This is a genomic window from Bifidobacterium thermophilum, assembly GCF_037482445.1.
Classification (GTDB): domain Bacteria; phylum Actinomycetota; class Actinomycetes; order Actinomycetales; family Bifidobacteriaceae; genus Bifidobacterium; species Bifidobacterium thermophilum_B.
In genome coordinates, this window is the sequence record NZ_JBBHLY010000012.1 from 156,394 (window position 1) to 174,453 (window position 18,060).

At 62.1% G+C, this 18,060-nt stretch carries 15 protein-coding genes; 2 read left to right on the top strand and 13 right to left on the bottom strand.

Translation table 11 applies throughout. The features are described 5' to 3' along the window. Positions 1-376 precede the first annotated feature (376 nt). The 9 genes from WD012_RS07695 to WD012_RS07735 form a co-directional block, all read right to left on the bottom strand. The gene (locus WD012_RS07695) at positions 377-826 is read right to left on the bottom strand and encodes a type II 3-dehydroquinate dehydratase (protein WP_339563161.1); all 450 of its coding nucleotides are present in this window, start codon (positions 824-826) and stop codon (positions 377-379) included. A gap of 51 nt (positions 827-877) precedes the next feature. Continuing rightward, the gene (locus WD012_RS07700) at positions 878-2,542 is read right to left on the bottom strand and encodes a bifunctional shikimate kinase/3-dehydroquinate synthase (protein WP_339563162.1); all 1,665 of its coding nucleotides are present in this window, start codon (positions 2,540-2,542) and stop codon (positions 878-880) included. A 119-nt stretch (positions 2,543-2,661) separates the two neighbouring features. After that, the gene (gene aroC, locus WD012_RS07705) at positions 2,662-3,849 is read right to left on the bottom strand and encodes a chorismate synthase (protein WP_339563163.1); all 1,188 of its coding nucleotides are present in this window, start codon (positions 3,847-3,849) and stop codon (positions 2,662-2,664) included. A gap of 131 nt (positions 3,850-3,980) precedes the next feature. Next, positions 3,981-5,189, bottom strand: coding sequence for an endolytic transglycosylase MltG (gene mltG, locus WD012_RS07710; RefSeq protein WP_339563164.1), 1,209 nt, complete (start codon positions 5,187-5,189; stop codon positions 3,981-3,983). After that, positions 5,179-5,715, bottom strand: a complete 537-nt coding sequence (gene ruvX / locus WD012_RS07715) for a Holliday junction resolvase RuvX (protein ID WP_339563165.1) — start codon at positions 5,713-5,715, stop codon at positions 5,179-5,181. The genes mltG and ruvX overlap by 11 nt, the downstream gene beginning before the upstream one ends. Before the next feature lie 8 nt (positions 5,716-5,723). After that, on the bottom strand, positions 5,724-8,399 hold the full coding sequence (gene alaS, locus WD012_RS07720) for an alanine--tRNA ligase (protein ID WP_339563166.1): 2,676 nt from the start codon (positions 8,397-8,399) through the stop codon (positions 5,724-5,726). 98 nt (positions 8,400-8,497) lie between these two features. Further along, on the bottom strand, positions 8,498-8,734 hold the full coding sequence (locus WD012_RS07725) for a hypothetical protein (RefSeq protein ID WP_339563167.1): 237 nt from the start codon (positions 8,732-8,734) through the stop codon (positions 8,498-8,500). After that, entirely contained in the window at positions 8,731-9,177 is a 447-nt protein-coding gene (locus WD012_RS07730; protein WP_339563168.1) for a DUF948 domain-containing protein, read from the bottom strand. The genes WD012_RS07725 and WD012_RS07730 overlap by 4 nt, the downstream gene beginning before the upstream one ends. Positions 9,178-9,293: 116 nt before the next feature. Next, on the bottom strand, positions 9,294-9,968 hold the full coding sequence (locus tag WD012_RS07735) for a histidine phosphatase family protein (RefSeq protein WP_339563169.1): 675 nt from the start codon (positions 9,966-9,968) through the stop codon (positions 9,294-9,296). Between the two features lie 120 nt (positions 9,969-10,088). Between WD012_RS07735 and WD012_RS07740 the strand changes: the two genes are divergently transcribed. Beyond that, positions 10,089-12,242 carry an acyltransferase family protein gene (locus WD012_RS07740; protein ID WP_339563170.1) on the top strand — a complete coding sequence of 718 codons (2,154 nt, stop codon included), beginning with the start codon at positions 10,089-10,091 and terminating at the stop codon, positions 12,240-12,242. Positions 12,243-12,319: 77 nt separating this feature from the next. After that, positions 12,320-12,685 carry a phage holin family protein gene (locus WD012_RS07745; protein WP_339563240.1) on the top strand — a complete coding sequence of 122 codons (366 nt, stop codon included), beginning with the start codon at positions 12,320-12,322 and terminating at the stop codon, positions 12,683-12,685. Between the two features lie 56 nt (positions 12,686-12,741). Here WD012_RS07745 and WD012_RS07750 read toward each other — a convergent pair whose 3' ends face one another. The 4 genes from WD012_RS07750 to WD012_RS07765 all read right to left on the bottom strand — a co-directional run bounded on the left by WD012_RS07750 (position 12,742) and on the right by WD012_RS07765 (position 18,042). Then, positions 12,742-15,261: an excinuclease ABC subunit UvrA gene (locus WD012_RS07750; protein WP_339563171.1), complete on the bottom strand. Its 2,520-nt coding sequence runs from the start codon at positions 15,259-15,261 to the stop codon at positions 12,742-12,744. Between the two features lie 142 nt (positions 15,262-15,403). Beyond that, positions 15,404-16,030 (bottom strand): 30S ribosomal protein S4, encoded by a 627-nt coding sequence (gene rpsD / locus WD012_RS07755; RefSeq protein ID WP_339563172.1) that lies wholly within the window; start codon positions 16,028-16,030, stop codon positions 15,404-15,406. A 194-nt stretch (positions 16,031-16,224) separates the two neighbouring features. Further along, positions 16,225-16,872 (bottom strand): DedA family protein, encoded by a 648-nt coding sequence (locus WD012_RS07760; protein WP_339563173.1) that lies wholly within the window; start codon positions 16,870-16,872, stop codon positions 16,225-16,227. A gap of 54 nt (positions 16,873-16,926) precedes the next feature. Further along, positions 16,927-18,042: a sensor histidine kinase gene (locus WD012_RS07765; RefSeq protein ID WP_339563174.1), complete on the bottom strand. Its 1,116-nt coding sequence runs from the start codon at positions 18,040-18,042 to the stop codon at positions 16,927-16,929. Positions 18,043-18,060 lie beyond the last annotated feature (18 nt).

The window sequence follows — 18,060 nt, forward strand, 5'->3', positions numbered from 1 at the left end:
CCTTCCAATTCTCAACTGTGAGAACGCCTCACACGGGTGACCGTACTGGATTGCACGCATCCTTGTGTGGCGGTGGTATGCCTCCCGTCACATCGGCTGTGACGGCCTACGGAGTTCCCGACATAGGGATTGCATACGTTTGTACTTAGACATTTCTATGATAACGTGAATATTTCGCGAGGACAACGCGGCAGCGAAACGCGCTGAAAATCAAGGAAACAGCCCGTTAGAGGCTGTATTGGCATTGTTATTTCACTAGTTGGACGTTCGCATCGTTGCGATTGCGCGGAAAACGTTGTCACAGCCAACGTCGGTTCAACGACTTGGGGCGGGAACCGGTCATGGCCCCGCCCCAAGTCGCATCAGGCATATCCGGCTATTCGCCCACGATATGGGCGATCGCCTCGAGGGCGAGCTTGTAGCCGAAGAATCCAAGCCCGGTGATTGTACCGGTCGCCACCGGGGAGATCACGCTGCGTTTGCGGAATTCGTCGCGTGACGCTGGATTGGAGATATGCACCTCCATCAGCGGCGCCCCGGCATCGCCGACCATGTGGGCGGCGTCGGCGAGCCCGTAGCTGTAATGTGTGAAGGCGGCAGGGTTCATCACCACGGGTATCGCGCCATCGGCGGCCTCATGCATCCAGTGGATCATCTCAGCCTCGTCATCGGTCTGCCGTACCTCGACATCCAGGCCAAGATCGCGCCCCCACTGTTCGCAATCCTCGCGCAGGGTCTCAAGGTCCTGATGGCCGTACACATCAGGCTGGCGGACGCCAAGACGGCCAAGATTCGGCCCATTGACAACAAGGACATGACGTGTCATGTGATTTCCTTTCTGCTCCAAACGGTATTGGGCGAGCGAACGTCTGCCGCGTCACTGTGCCGGGCGAATCCGTCCGAATGCCTCGTGGACCGCTTCAATCGGCGGATTGTCCAGATGGATCGGATGGCCGATGCCGTCGAGAATGACGAAACGCAAGGTGTTGCCGCGTGCCTTCTTGTCCCGGTGCATGAGCGCCAGGACGCTCTGCCAGTCACCACCGCCCCATGACGCCGGCAATCCCAAGGAACCAAGCAGATCACGGTGATAATCGACGAGTTCCTGGTCGATATATCCGAGGATATGTGACAGTTCGGCGGCGAACACACAGCCGACCGCTACGGCATTGCCGTGACGCCACTTGAAATGTTCGATCTGCTCGATGGCGTGACCCAGGGTATGGCCATAGTTGAGGAACTCACGCAATCCTGCCTCACGCAGGTCATTGGAGACGTGGTACGCCTTGACGGTGACCGTACGCTCGATCAGTTCGGCGACTACGTCCTCGAGCGGGGAACCCAGGAACGTGCCGCCGTCGAACGCACGCAGTTCATCGGCATGCTCCTCGAGGATGGCCAGGATCTGCGGGTCGCGGATGAAACCGGATTTCGCCACCTCGCCCAGGCCTTCGATGAAGATGTCGTTCGGCAGGGTCTCCAGCGCGCGCATATCGGCCAACACACCGGCCGGCGTATAGAACGAGCCGACCAGGTTCTTGCCTTGCGGCGTGTTGATGCCGGTTTTCCCTCCCGTGGACGCATCCACCATCGCCAGCAGCGAGGTCGGGCAGTTGACATACCGGATACCACGCATCCACGTCGCGGCGACGAAGCCGGCAAGGTCGGTGGCGGCCCCGCCGCCAAGGCCGACCACGGCATCGGAACGGGTGAATCCCTCATCACCCAGACGCTGCCATATGCCGTTGGCCACCTCGATGGTCTTGCCTGCCTCAGCGTCGGGAATCACGATGTCACTGACCTCGTAGCCTCCCTGGCGAAGCAGGGCGCGGGCGCGATCCGAATGCCGCTGTACCGGGGCCGTGTGGATGAGCGCGACCTTGACAGGCCTGTCCCCCAGCACCTCGGCGAGATGATTCGACGTCCCTACCCCGATGCGCACGTCATACGGCGTGATGGCCGCGCCCGTGACATGCACGTCATGCTCCATGACCATATCCATCACCTTCCTTGCCGCATGTTGCGGCGACGATCCATGGGTACGCACCTGCACATTCGCGATCTGACGGAATACCGGGTCACGTACCTCGTACAGGGCACGCCATTTCGCGTCGGCGTCCCCCGCCAGCATCGGACGGTTCCCGCCACGGCGGGCACGTTCCATCGCCTCACGTGGATCGGCCTGCAGGTAGACCACTTTCCCGCCATCGGCGATGTACGAGGACAACGCGTCCTGGACTTTCGCCGTCATCGGCGCTCCCCCGCCGAGTGACAGGATGCCACCCGCGGAATGGAGCAGATCTTGGATCACCTCGCATTCGAACGCGCGGAAACCAGGCTCACCGTATCGTTCGAAATACTCTGGGATGCGCATGCCGGAGCGATACTCGATCACCTCGTCGGAATCAGTGAAGCGTACGCCGAGCATCTGCGCCACTTCCCCGCCGATCCTGGTTTTACCGGCGCCGGGCATGCCGATGATGACGGCGACTGGAGGAACCGGTGTCGCGCCATGCCGGCGGGCGGTCCCTGCGTGCCTCATATTGCTGCGATCTGCATGGTCGCGCCTGCGCTCATGCCGGCGATGATGCTGGACCATATCACTTCACCTCATGTATCGCTGTTCACGGATGTCTACGTACGAACGGGCACCGTTGCCGCTCAACGCAGATGCTCCGGCCATGAGGCGATATAGGCCTCGGCATTGCGACGGGTCTCCGCGACGCTGTCTCCACCGAACTTCTCCAGGACGAACTTCGCCAAGGTCAGGCGGACCATGGCCTCGGCGACCACCGAAGCCGCAGGCACCGCGGTATTGTCCGAACGCTGGTTGATCGCCTGCGCAGGTTCACCGGTGAGCACATCCACCGTGCGAAGCGCCTTGGGAATCGACGGAATAGGCTTCATCGCGGCGCGGACGCGGAGTGGCTCGCCGTTGGACATGCCGCCCTCGATCCCGCCCGCGCGGTTGCTCAACCGGCTGATCCGGCCATCGTCATTGACGACGATCTCATCATGCGCCTGGGAGCCAGGACGGTCCGCCTCCTTGAACCCGTCACCGATCTCGACGCCCTTGATGGCCTGGATTCCCATGAGGGCGCCCGCCAAGGCAGCATCGAGACGCCGGTCAGACTCCACATACGTGCCAAGGCCCGCGGGCACGCCATAGGCAATCACTTCAATCACGCCGCCCAGCGTATCAGCGGCGGTTTTCGCCTCATCGATCCGCTCCATCATGCGCCGTTCGGCTTCCTTGTCCAAAGTGCGGACCGGAGATTGGTCCAATGCCTCGACATCGTCAGGAAGCGGAAGCGGCTGGTCCTCGTCGATGCCCTCCCCTCCGATGGAAATGACATGTGCCACGGTGCGGATGGACAGCGATTGTTCGAGGAACTTCGCAGCGACGGCACCCAAAGCCACGCGTGATGCGGTCTCCCGCGCACTGGAACGCTCGAGGATCGGACGGGCATCGGTGAACCCGTACTTGCGCATGCCGGTCAGATCGGCGTGTCCCGGGCGGGGACGGCTCAACGGCGCATTGCGACCTGTGGCCGGCAATTCATGGTCGAGTGGATCGGCACTCATCACCTCGGTCCACTTGGGCCATTCGGTGTTCCCGATCTCAATGGAAATCGGTGAACCGAGCGTGGAACCGTGGCGTACACCGGTCAGCAAACGGACCTGGTCCTGCTCGAATTTCATGCGGGCGCCGCGGCCGTAGCCCAGACGGCGACGGGCAAGCGCCTCGGAGATGTCCTTCGTGGTGACCTGCACGCCGGCAGGCAGCCCCTCCATCATCGCGACGAGCGCCTCACCATGCGACTCACCTGCGGTCTGCCAACGCAACATGTCGTCTCCTTTGCTGTCGGTATCTCCACGTTCTGTGCCACAACCTTGCGGCTTCTCGAATGATAGCGGCAACCCGTCCCTTGCGCGCGTGACTGTCTCCTATATGGACATCGCAGACAGGCACGCGAGTATCAGTACGCGTTGCTGTTCGAGCTCTTGTACTCGTCACGCAGCTTCCAGAACTCGTCCTCGGTCGCGGCGAATTTCGTCTCGCCCGTGGTCAGATTGACCGTGACGAAGTACAGCCAGTCGCCTTCAGGCGGGTTCATCGCCGCCTTGATGGCGGACTCCCCCGGATTACTAATCGGTGTCGGCGGCAGCCCCTGGTTCACTCGCGTGTTGTACGGGTTCGAGGCATCCGCCAGCATGGCGTCAGTCAGCTTGTCCGCGGTCGTCCCCAAACCGTAGGCGACCGTGGAATCCATGCCGAGCGGCATGTTCTTGGCGATACGGTTGAGAATGACACGTACGACCTTGCCGTAGTATTCATCGGAGTTCACCTCGGATTCCGCGATGGATGCCATGATCAGCATCTTCTGGCGGTCCGCACCGGTCGGGGCGCCGAGGGCATCGAGTTTCTCGATGCGCTTGTCGACCATCTCCTTGATGATTTCGCTTGCCGAGCCGCGGTTCTTCACGTTGTAGGTACCTGGCTCGAACCACCCCTCGAACTTGCCTCCGGCTTCGTCCGGCAGGATGCCCGCACCGCCGCCGTTGATCACCGCGTTGAAATCATCCGCGCTGATTCCCGACAGCCGTGCCGCATCGGCAATCACCTGGGACACCCGTTCGCCTGCCTTGACCTGCAAGAAACCGGTCGCCTTGGACTGGTCGGAGAGAATCGCGACGACGTCGGCCGAGGCCATATGCTTCTTGAGTTCATACGTTCCCGGGTACAACGTGCTGTTGTTCGCCGCGACCGCGCTGGTGAACGCGCCCTGCGATTTGACGATCTGGGCCTTGACCAGCTTGTTGCCGACCTCGGCCGGCCCTTCTCCGCTTTCCACGGTGAATTCCACCTTGCCGCTGCCCGGTCCCGGATAGTCGGCGGTCAACGCCTGCGACGCCTTCTCTCGGGCTTCACGCCAGGACCTGAGCTTGCTGTACCCAACACATGCGAGACCTATGATTACTGCGACGACAACGACAATGGCGATGATTCGTGTCAGCAGCTGGGTTCGCTTGCGCTCCTTGGACTTGCGGATCTCCCGTCTTGAGCGGGGGGCGTCCTGCGCCGCCCCTGAGTCGGCGTCATGCGGGGATCCGCCAGACGATACCGACGAATCGGGATCAGTCCATTGCGAACGTTCCTCGAAAAAATCTCGAAAATCATCTGCCATGTCCGTTCCTCTCCCCTGCCTTGTCGGGCTGCGCTTCATCGTGCCGCCCTCCTTCCGCACGTGCGGCATCCTCTGTCCTTGCGGTATCGAGGGCGGACTGCAGAATCAACACCGCGGACTGCTGGTCCACCATCGGCCTGTGCCCTCGAGCCGTGATACGCACGTCGCACAACTGTCGATGCGCGGTGACCGTGGTCAACCGCTCATCATGCAGTTCGACCAACGGGATGTCGCTGATATGCAACTGGCCGGTGTCACGATATTCAATCATGCGGGCGATGAGCTCATGGACCCACCGCCGGGCTTTTTTCGCGCTCTGCCCTGTATTGCCGCTCAGAAGCAGCGGCATGCCGACCACTACATGATCGACATGTTCACGTTCGATGATATCGATGACGTCATCGACGGCTTCCATGGCGTCGCCATGGACACGGATATTGCCAATCGGGTGTGCGAAGGTAAGCTCCGGGTCGGACAACGCCAGTCCGACCCGGGCTGCACCGAGATCGACTCCAAGCCACACCATGCGTGTGGTCAGCCTCTCATCGCCTCGTTACGCAACGACTCAAGCGCTGCATCGATCCTGCTCACGTCAGCGCCGCCGCCCTGGGCGAAGTCCGGCTTGCCGCCGCCACCACCGCCAAGCACCTTGGACGCGCCACGGACCAGATCGCCGGCCTTGATGCCCGACTTGCGGGCGGCGTCGTTGGTAGCCACGGCCACCATCGGCTTGTCGTCGGCATTGACGCCGGCGAGGGCGACGACAACCGGCTTATCCTCACCCAGACGGCCGCGGATATCGAGCACGGTCTTGCGCAGTGCATCGAAGGAGCCGAAATGACCGACATTCTTCGCGGCGACTGCCACCGGGGCATCGGAATGCTGCGCGTCGGCGACGATCTGCGGGATTGCCGCGGCAAGCTGGGACTCGTACATCGATGCGAGACGGCGATCGGATTCCTTGAGCTTAGCGAGCAGCGTGTTGACGCGTTCCGCGAGCTCATCCGGACGGGCATTGAGCTTGTCGGACAGCTGGGAGACCAACGCATGTTCACGTGCGTTGAATTCGTAAGCGCCCTGGCCGACCACGGCATCGACACGGCGTACACCCTGGCCGATCGAAGCCTCGGACATGATGCTGACCTGGCCGATCTTGCCGACATGGTCGACATGGGTGCCACCGCACAGCTCACGGCTCCAGCCGTCCTCGCCAATCGAGACGACCCGGACGATATCGCCATACTTCTCGCCGAACAGGTGCATCGCACCGAGGGCGATGGCATCGTCGAACTTCATCTCGGTCGTGGTGACAGCCAGATTGTCGCGCAGACGATCGTTGACGCGCGCCTCGACGGCGTTCATCACGTCCTTGCTCGGAGCCTTGGACCACTGGAAGTCGAAGCGCAGACGGTTCGGCGCATCCTCGGATCCACGCTGGGTCGCCTGCGGGCCAAGCTCCTCGCGCAGCGCCTTGTGAACCATGTGGGTGGCCGTATGCGAGCGGGCGATGGCCCCACGACGCTTGAGGTCGATATTGGCGTTCACGTCCGCGCCGACGACCAGGGTGCCTTCGGTCAGACGGCACTGGTGCACGATGAGATCCTTGATCGGCTTCTGCACGTCGTCCACTTCAAGTACGGCGCCGTCATCGGAGATGATCTCGCCCTGATCGGCGAGCTGGCCACCGGATTCCGCATAGAACGGCGTGCGATCGAGGATGACCTCGACATTCGCCGGCCCGGTCACCGCCGGAACGGAGCCCTTGCCTTCCTGCATGATGCCAAGGACCTTGGAACGGCTCGAGAAATCGGTATAGCCAAGGAAATCGATCGGCTTGGCAAGTGTCTTCTTGAAATCGTCGTAGACGCTCAGATCCACGTTGTGGCGCTTCTTCAAGGCGTCGGCACGTGCGCGGGACTTCTGTTCCGCCATGAGTTCACGGAACTTCGCCTCATCGACCTTGACGCCCTGCTCCTGGGCCATCTCAAGGGTCAACTCGATCGGGAAGCCGTAGGTGTCGTGAAGCTTGAACGCGTCCTCGCCGGAGACTTCGCCGTGCTGGCTCTTGGCCTGGCTCACGGCGACATCGAGGATGGTGGTGCCGCTTTCCAGCGTACGCAGGAACGCGTCCTCCTCGCCGTATGCGGACTCGCACACATCATGGAAGGTGTCCTTGAGCTCGGGATAGTTCGGCTCCATGGCCGCCTCGGACACCGGGAAGAGCGTGGGCAGCACATGGTCGCGCACGCCGAGCATGCGCATCGAGCGAACGGTGCGGCGCAGCAGACGGCGCAGCACGTAGCCGCGGCCCACATTGCTGGGGCGTACGCCGTCGGACATGATCATGAGGGCGGAGCGCACATGGTCCGCGACGACGCGGAAGCGCACGTCCGCATCCTCGTTCTCGCCGTATGTCAGTCCGGAGAGCTTCTGCGCGGCCTCGATGACCGGGAAGACCTCATCGGTCTCGTAGATGTTCTGCTTGCCTTGCATCAGATACGCAAGCCGTTCCAGACCGGCACCGGTATCGATGTTCTTGTGCTCAAGCTCGCCGACGATATGCAGGTCGGTCTTGGACTTGACGTTGTCGACCTCGTAGTTCTCGAACACGAGGTCCCAGATCTCGATGAACCGGGTCTCATCCGCGGCTGGACCACCATCACGGCCGTATTCGGGACCGCGATCCACATAGATCTCGGAGCATGGACCGCCGGGGCCGGGGCCGCCTGTGGTCCAGAAGTTGTCTTCCATGCCGAACACCTGCATGTGCTCGGGGTCGAAACCTTCATTCTTCCAGATGGAGCGGGCTTCCTCATCGTCGGTATAGGTCGTGACCCACAGCTTCTCCGGGTCGAAGCCGTACCCGCCCTTGTCCTGCGGGGTCGTCAGCAGCTCCCAGGCATAATGGATGGCCTCTTCCTTGAAGTAGTCGCCGAACGAGAAATTGCCCAGCATCTGGAAGAAGGTGCCGTGACGCGTGGTCTTGCCGACCTCGTCGATATCCAGCGTACGCACGCACTTCTGGTTGGATGCCATGCGCCTGGACGGCGGTGTCTGCTCGCCGAGCAGATACGGGATGAACGGCACCATGCCCGCGATAGTGAACAGGGTCGTCGGGTTCGGCGAGATCAGGGACGCCGAAGGCACGACCATATGGCCGTTCTTCTCGAAGTAGTCGAGGTAACGCTTTGCGATGTCTGCAGTGCGCATAAGCGAGATAACTCCTTGTTGTTGTTATGGGCCCGGCATGATTGGCGGCGGGCCCGGGAGAATTATTATGGCGCAGGATTCGTCGGCAGGGTATCTTGTTATTCCGCGATGCCTGAATATTGCCGGTTAAGCTCGGCCTCACGGGCCTTGCGTGCGGTGTTGAACTCTTCAATCAGCCCGGCGAGGGTGCGTTGCATGACATTGTCCTGGTCGGGGCCAAGCAGGAACTGCCTCGCCTTGTCTGGCGTGTTCGCCTTGACATAGGCCTGTGCTTTGGCGACTGCAACCACACCGATGGCCACGCCTACTGCAACCCAGAATGTTCGTTTCATCATGCCCCCTTGCCCTGGGAAGCCGCCGCCTTCGCCGTCGTGGCGGACGGCTTCGCGGAAACCGGCTTCACCGGTGCGCTCTGGTGCCCGGATTTCTTCGAGAAGAACGACTGGGCTGTGGATCTGACGGCGTACAGGGTCGACGCCGCCTTGATGACGGGCTTGCCGAGGAAGGATCCGTACAGATCGGTCAGGGCGCTGATGTTGCCCATGGTCGTCGACGCGGAATCGGAAATCCTGTTGACGTCGGCCAGGGATTTGTTCACCTGCTTGACCGTGGTCACGCCCTCGTCAAGTGCCGGAATGGCATGGTCTCCCGATTCCTTGACGGTCAGGGCGATCTGGTCGAACAGCTTGCCCAGACGGATCAGGGGGTAGATGAGGAAACCGACAAGAATCGCGAATGCGATTGCCGCGATCAGCCCGGCGACGTCTCCGACACCCATGCGAACCTCTTTCTGCTCACGCGCACCATGCGCTTACAATACCGCGTCCAGCCTAGTATCCGGGTGAGACGGCATGGTCTGCCCGCCCGGATGGCCGTACACCTGCCAGTCTCAGGCTACTCGTTATAGGACACTACGCTGAGAGCATGGGCGAACGGCTGCTCAGTGTCAAGGTCCATTCGTGTGACACTGCCATTGGCCGGGCGCCGGGACAGGTCATACCCCTCGGGTGCGAAGCGCTGCATCAGACTGAGCAGTGTATTGCCGTGCGAGATCTGCAGAACGCAGTCCCCGTCATGCAAATCCCGGTTCGATGCGATGAGCGCGTATCCTCCGGCGATACGCTCCCAATACTGGGCATCCGATTCGGCATCGTGGAACGGGTCCGCCTCCTTGAGAAAATCGCGTGTCGCGGACAGGCCGTACCGCTCTACGATGGCATGGTATGTTCCGGCACCATGGGGAGCTCCGGCTGCCCACCATGCCATCGACATGTCCTGCCCTTCGAAATACCCGTAGAACTGTTCACGGAAATGCATGTCGACGATCAGAGGAGGGCGGGGATTGCCGTGCTGCTCGTTGACATCGAGGATACGACGGGCGGTCTGTTCCGCCCTCGTGGTGTCGGAACAATAGGCGGCGGCGAATGGGACGTCGGCCAGCTTGTCTGCCGCGGTGTCCGCGTCGGCGAGCCCCTGCTCGGTCAGCGGGGAGTTCGACCAGCCTTGCAGGCGGTTGTACCGGTTGAAGAAGGTCTGCCCATGCCGGACCAGATAGATGTGAATCCTCATGCACCCCATGCTATCGCCGCCCGGCGCGCGGATCATCCCGTGGCCGGCGTGTCGCGGCCTGCTACGTCGTCGGTGCTCAGTAGAAATGTCTATCGCATCGGCACGAGGAAAGGGAGCACGTTGGCAGGTTCAGCCGGCATAGGCAAGAGCGCCGTTTCACCGCAGGACAGGCGAACAGTATCGAGATTCCGCGGCATCGACGGGCTTCGCGCCCTCGCGATCATCGCGATCGTGGTATATCATGCCTCTCCTTCCACGTTTGCCGGCGGGTTCCTTGGGGTCACCGTGTTCTTCGTGATCACCGGGTTCCTTATGACGCGCGGCATCGAGCATGCGATGCAATCGGGACGGTTCGATTATGCGGCGGTCATCCGCAAACGGCTGATACGGCTGTGGCCGATGCTGCTCTCCTCGATCGCGCTGACGGTGCCGCTGATCTATCTGTTCGCCCCCTCACTGCTGCCGAAAACACAGGCGGATGCGCTGCCGGCGGCCCTGTTTGCCATCAACTGGGTGTATATCTTCCGGGAAGTGCCGTATTTCGCTGCGGCAGGACTCCCCTCACCGTTCACTCCCCTATGGTTTACCGCGGTGATCATGCAATTCGCCATGGTGTGGACGGCGTTGCTTTGGCTGTTGCACCGGGTGTGCCGCTCGCGCGCATGGCTCCACGGCGCGGTGTGGCTCATGATCATCGCCTCCGGCGTCGCCATGGCCTGGGCTGCCGCGCACGGTGACGATACGGCTCGCGCATATTACGGCTTGGACACGAGGGCCGCGGAAATGCTGGTTGGCGCCGAGCTTGCGCTCATCCACGAAGACGTGGCGAGCATCCGTGATGCCCGACGTGCACCGCGGATGCCTGCACGGCTGTCGCATGCGCTCAGCTGGCAAGGCGGTCTCGGACCGGTTCGAGTCGGCGTGATGGATATCGCGGCGATGATTGCGCTCCTGATGCTGGCCGTCGGATGCTGTACCGTCCACGGCGATGACGCGTGGCTGTATCGTGGTGGGTTCGTCGGTGTCGCGCTGTTATCGGCGTGTATTGTCAACGCATGCACGTCGGCCGGCTCGCTGACCGACCTGCTGCTGGGATGCGCGCCCCTAACGGCAATCGGTTCCCGGGCGTTTGCACTGTATCTGATCCATTACCCGCTGCTGGAAGTGATGAACCCGGCGACGCGTACCGCCGATTTGCCTTGGTGGGGATGGCTGGTGGAAATCCTCATTCTGGTTGCTGCGGCGGAGTTGATGTTCAGGTTTGTCGAACGCCCGTTGACCCGTACGTATGGCGCCAGGGGCGAAGCCTCTTGCGGGCATCCGGCCGAAGCCGACGACGGTATGCGCGGGCAGGCTCCGTCGTCTGCCCGTACCGTTTCCGCCAGCGCCACTCCCGCCATGCCGGGATCGTCCCCGCTCCGGCGCGGTTTCAGCACCACGGTTGCCGAAGCGGTCTCCTCCCTGCGCCCTGCAGCCCGCGTGCTCGCCATGACGGGTATCATCACCGCGGTGGTACTTGGCCTGGTCCCCGCCAATTGGCGGGAAATCTCGTATCGCCGTGCGGTCATGCTCCGCCCTGAGATCGCCGAGCGGAGCAGCTCGTCGCTCCATGGTCCGCTTCGCCGCAGACCTGCGGCGTCTCCCCGCGCGAAGAAGCCCGACGGTCACGCTGCCGCATCCTCTACCCCGCATGCCGGCGGCACGAAGCAGCCGTCGCCAGCCCCCTCGGTGACGCCGAAAGCGGAAAAAATCCCCAAGGGCATGCCGCTCACCCAGTGGACATATGATGCCGCAGCGGGAGCATGTTCGGCGGACCCGCTGATTATCGGCGATTCCGTGGCTTTGGGCGCTGCGGAACCTCTGCAGCAGGTCATGCCGCGGGCCATCATCGACGCCCAGGTCAGCCGCCAGCTGGGAACCGCATCGGATATCTATGCCCAGCATGCTGCGGCGGGTACCGCCGGTGAAGCGGTGGTCGTCGCGCTGGGCGACAACGGTCCGATCCGCGACGAGTCCACCTTGCAAGACATCGTCGACGCTTTCGGCGGCAAGCCGGTGTATTTCCTCACGCTGCGTGTACCGGTGTCGTGGCAGGATCCCAATAACGCTGTCATCCGGTCCTTCGCCTCCCATCATGCCAATGTCGGGGTCATCGACTGGTACGGGACCAGCGAAGGCCACAGCGAATACCTGTATGATGACGGCACCCATCTGACGCCGCAGGGCCGTGATGCCTACGCCGTGATGATGCGCCAGGCATTCTGCGGGCAATAATGTGTTCCTAGGCGCTGTCGCACGTATTCGGCGGTTAGAGGCGCGACATCACCCGTAAGGTGCGGTAGACTGTGCCCATGAAACGCTTTCTCATCAATTGGCTGATCTTGACTATCGCGGCCGGTGTCATGGTGGCGGTGCTGCCCGGCATGCAGGCGAAAGGTGAACCTCCGATCCTGGGCATCGCCGCATTCTCGCTGTTCATGGCGTTGATCAACGCATCGATCAAACCGGTCGTGCACCTGCTGGCGCTGCCCTTCTCCGTGTTGAGTTTCGGGTTTGTCGCGTTGGTGATCAACTGGCTGTTCATGGAACTCGCCTCGTGGCTCGCCTTCTCGTTCTTCGACGTGGGCGTGGTCATCGACGGGTTCTGGTGGTCGGTACTCGGCTCGCTCATCATGTCCATCGTGTCGTCAATCGTCGGGGGCGTGCTGGGCGAATAACGGCTGCACAGATAGCAGCGGCCGATGCAGGCGCGGTTATTGCGGCATGCGTCAGATTACAGGTATCTGCCGGTAACGCTGGCAGGGGTGGCGGCAACCTGTTCGGCAGTCCCCGCGCACACGATACGGCCGCCGTATGAGCCGCCTCCCGGCCCCATGTCGATAATCCAATCGGCGTTCGCGATCATATCCAGATCATGCTCGATGACGATGATGGTCGCCCCACAGTCAAGCAGGTTCTGCAACACGCCGATCAGCACTTCGACATCAAGCGGATGAAGGCCGATGGTCGGCTCGTCGAATACGAACAGCGCATGACGCTGGTCCTTGCCGATCTGCCCGGCGAGTTTCAACCGTTGCGCCTCGCCGCCGGACAACGCCGGTGTGGCCTCCCCCAGGGTAAGATACCCGATGCCCAGGTCGTGGAGCGTTTTGAGCTTGGCAACTATCTTGCGCTGGGAGACAAGGCATCCCATGGCGTCATCTATGGTCATGGCCATGAGTTGCGGCAGGCTCACCGTCACCGGATGCCACTTGTCCTTGCCGGTAAACGTGCGGGTGATTTCCCACGCATCGTGCCCATATCTCGATCCCCGGCAATCGGGGCAGATGATCTCGACATCGGGAAGGAACTGCACGTCGAGCGAGATCGTGCCTGTCCCGTCGCAGGTCGGGCAGCGCAGCGAACCGGTGTTATACGAGAAATCGCCGGCATGAAGACCACGCGACCTGGCGGTATCGGTCGCTGCGAATACGCGCCGCAACGGGTCCAGCACGCCGGAGTAGGTGGCGACTGTCGAACGGATATTCGCCCCGATCGGCGTGGAATCGATGAGATGCACCTGTTCGATGCCAGCGGGATCGATGCCGCGCACATGTTCCGGCAACGCTTGACCTGCCGTATGCCGTTCAAGCGCGGGAATCAGGCTTTCCAATACCATGGTCGTTTTGCCGGAACCCGACACTCCGGTCACGGCGGTGAGCCTGCCGACCGGGATACGCACGTCAAGCGACGAGACGGTATGGATCGGGGATGTCGACATGGTGATGGCACCGAGGGCGAACATATCGCGTTCCGATGCGCGTTGCCTCGGATGCACCGAACGCGAGCCGTCGAGGAATCCGCCGATGTGGGATTCCGCGGTCGCGGCGACCTGGGCGACAGTGCCTTGCGCGATGACCCGCCCGCCGGCGTCTCCGGACCCCGGGCCTATCTCGATGATGTGGTCGGCTTGGCGCAGGACCCGCGCGTCATGGTCCACTACGACCACGGAATTGCCGTCGGCCAGCAGATCGTCGATCACGCCGAGCAAACCGTCGACATTCGCAGGATGCAAGCCGATCGATGGCTCGTCGAGCACATACAGCACGCCGGTGGTACGGTTGCGCACCGCACGCGAAAGTTGGACGCGTTGGCGTTCGCCGGTGGACAGGGTCGCGCCCGGCCTGTCCAGCGACAGATACCCGAGCCCGAGCTGCTGGAGACGGGCGATGGGCTCGCGCATGGTGTCGATGATATCGGTCGCCATACCGGCGACATCACCGGGCATCACGGACGGGATATCCGCAAGCCAGACGGCGAACTCGTCCAACGTCATCGCGCACGCCTGGGGAAGATCGATGCCTTTGATGATCGGGTCGCGTGCGGCCTCACACAGTCTGGTTCCACCGCATTGCGGGCAGGTCTGCTCTTTGAGGAACCGCGAGACACGTTTGACGGCGGATTCGCTGGTGGCGCGCGACAACGCGTTTTCCACCGACCTGACCGCGCTGTAGTACGTGAAATCAAGCTCGGTGGCGGTATCGGTACCTTTGTTATGCACGACGATGTGATGCTTCTCGGCCGGGCCATGGAACACGATTTCGCGTTCCTGCGCGTTCAGCTCACGGAATGGAATATCCGTGCGGACGCCCATCTGGCGGACGATGCCCTTCATCAGCGACCACATGAGCGTGCCCCATGGGGCGACAGCGCCATCGTCGATGCTCAGGGATTCATCGGGCACCAACGTCGACTCGTCCACGACACGTTGCACACCGGTACCGGAGCATGCGGGACATGCGCCATCGCTGTTGAACGCCATCTCCTCGGCGCCGCGGCCGTAGAACTGTTCATGGCATTGGGGGCAGACGATCGGACGCTCCAGCGCCACGTTCATGGTCGGCGGCACGCGATGGCCGTTGGGACAGGTATACGATCCGGTCCGTGAATACAACAGGCGCAAACCGTTGAGCAGTTCGGTCATCGTGCCGAACGTGGATCTGATGTCAGGGACCGCCGGCCGCTGATGCAATGCCAGTGCCGAAGGGACATGCTCTACCTCATCGACGTCGGCACGCTCCGATTGCGTGATGCGGCGGCGGGTATATGTTGACAACGCTTCCAGATACCGACGCGACCCTTCGGCGTAGAGGACGCCGAGCGCCAGCGAGCTCTTGCCCGAGCCCGACACTCCGGCGATGCCCACGAAATTGTTGAGCGGGACCGAGACATCAATGTCCTTGAGATTATGGACCCGCGCTCCCCTGACCTCGATGCTGTCCGGAACCTGCCGTCGCCTTGTCTTCTCCGCCATGTCTCCTCCGTCACAGAATCGCCCGGCCAATGCCTTGACTGTCAAGCCCGCCTATATGCGCCGGTATGCAGATAGCATAAGACCCCGCCGGTAAAAGCGGGGTCTTATGCTGTATGTCCTTGAAAAATGGAATGGATCCAGGTCAGCGAGCGTAGAACTCGACGACGTACTGGATGTTCACCTGCACCGGGATCTCTTCCGGAACGGGCTTGCGGGTCAGGGTCGCCTTCAGGGAAGCGAGGTTGACGTCGAGGTACGGCGGAACGGCCGGGAGCACGTCACGGTGGACGCCTTCGGCAGCAGCCTGGAACGGCACCATGGTCTGGCTCTTCGGCTTGACCTGGATGGTCTGGCCGGGCTTGACACGGTAGGATGGGCGATCGACGACGTTGCCGTCGACCATGATGTGACGATGCACCACGAACTGGCGGGCCTGGGCGGTCGTGCGGGCGAAGCCGGCACGCAGCACGAGGGCGTCAAGACGGGTTTCGAGATCGGTGAGCATAGCTGCACCGGTCTGGCCGGCGGTACGGGTGCCCTTGACGTAAGCGGCGCGAAGCTGCTTCTCGGAGATGCCGTACTGGGCGCGCAGACGCTGCTTCTCACGCAGACGCACCGCGTAATCGGATTCGGTGCGGCGACGGGTGCGGCCGTGCTCGCCAGGAGCGTACGGACGCTTTTCGAACAGGCGCTGGGCCTTCGGGGTCAGTGCAATGCCGAGGGCGCGGGAAAGACGCACCTGACGGCGGGAACGCTGAGCGTTAGTCATATTGTTCCTTTTCTGTCGTTATCTGAACGGAACGCGAAAGGTATCCCCTCGCGCTGAGCCGGCCTCTCCAGTGCTTCATCGTGCCATGCACGAACGGAGGACCGCTTCATACGGACCGCCGCCGACCCACTGACGGGCTAAGACTCCAGATAGTGCGTGCGGTTGCACACACGAACGTCTAACATACACCATGCTCACGACTGCGTGTCTCGGGCAAGCAACGCCCTGCGCACCGACACGACAAGATACCACACTATCAGCGCCGCCAGCAGCACGATGACGACGACCTGGAACCGGTCAAGGAACGACACGATCACCTGCCAACGCTGGCCCAACGCGTACCCAGCCATGACCAACGCGGTGTTCCATACCGCGGAACCCAAGACGGTCAGTCCGATGAATCGGGCCAGCCCCATACGTGCCAGTCCGGCAGGAATCGAAATCAGGCTGCGCACAACCGGGATGACACGCCCGATGAGCACTGACAACCCGCCATACCTCGCGAACCAGGTGTCAGCGGTATCAATATCCGAAGCCTGCACCAAGGGCATGATGTCGAACAACCGGCGGATGCGCTGCGATCCGATCGCAGCCGCGATCGCATACAGCACCAATGCGCCGATCAGGGAACCGGCGGTGGCCCAGACGATCGCCTCGACCAGCCCCATTTTGCCTTGTGACGCGGTCACGCCCGCGAGAGGAAGAATGACTTCCGAAGGAATAGGCGGGAACAGATTTTCAAGGAACACCGCCACAGCCACGCCGATACCGCCCATCTGCGACATGAGGGAGACCAGCCAGTCGGTTATGGAAGAGATGATGCCGCCTTGTGAAGCGGCCATGATGATTGTGTTATCCATGTCTGCCGAGCGTACCGGGCGCCTGCTTAGATAACGCTAAGCTTGCGGCTGTGCCACCGGAAAAGTCAGCAGCATGGTGGTGCCCTGGGGTCCCGTGGACTGCACGGCAAGCGTTGCGCCGTACCGGAATGCCGCGTCGCGGGCCAAGGCGAGTCCAAGCCCATAGCCTTGGTGTCCTGTTCCGGCGTCCTCGCGGGCGAACCTGCGGAACAGCCGTTCAGGATCCCCGCTGATTCCCTGGCCCTGATCGCTGATGCTGACTTGGACATACGGGTTCGTGCGCTGCCGGTGACGCAGATGCCGCATATGCCACAGATTGTCGGTACAATCCGCTGCCAGCCTATCGGTTCGCCGCACAGTCACCGAAATCCTGCTGCCGGCCGGGCTGTGGGCGATGGCATTGTCAAGTACGGCGACGAAGCATCGCCCAATACCCGTTTCATCACCCAGAACAGCACACTCTCGCGTGTCAGGCTCGACCGTCAGATCCATATTCACATCGGCACGGTCTGCCAACGGCCGCATATCGTCAAGCGCCGAACGCACGATCGACGGCAACCGCACCGGGTGCGCCTGTACAGCCCCTCGAGCGGCGGCAAGCAAATCGCTGAGAATGGCGTTCATCCTGTCGACATCTAGGCTGAGTTCGTCAAGCGGCTCGCTGATATCCTCGCCACGTTGCTGACGAAAACGAATCAGTTCGACACGCGTGGTGATGACGGCGATCGGCGTTTTCAATTCGTGGCTGGCATCCGCGACGAAATCGCGCTGCATGTGCAACGCCCGCTGAATCGGGGCAATCTCCTTACGGGAGTAGTACCATCCGGTGGCTGCGACCGCCGTGATTACATCGAGCACGAACAGAACCGTGAATCCTACCGCCTTGGCGGTATCGATGACCATCAGTCCGCCGCCAAGCTCCCTGACGAATTCCCCCACCCCGGTGCCGGCGCCACGTTCGTTGATTTCGTGGCGCGAGCCGAGAATCACACCGACCACAAGAATAAGCCCACCCAATGCGGTGACGGCGGCCATGGTGATGGTCATGTCACGGACCAGCGATCCGGCGACGTCGACATCCGGGTCGATATCCGCCACCGTGCGGTCGCGCCCGTTGCTCGGATCCTGCCCGGCGGTCAACTTGAAACTCATCGTGGTTCCTTTCCGTTC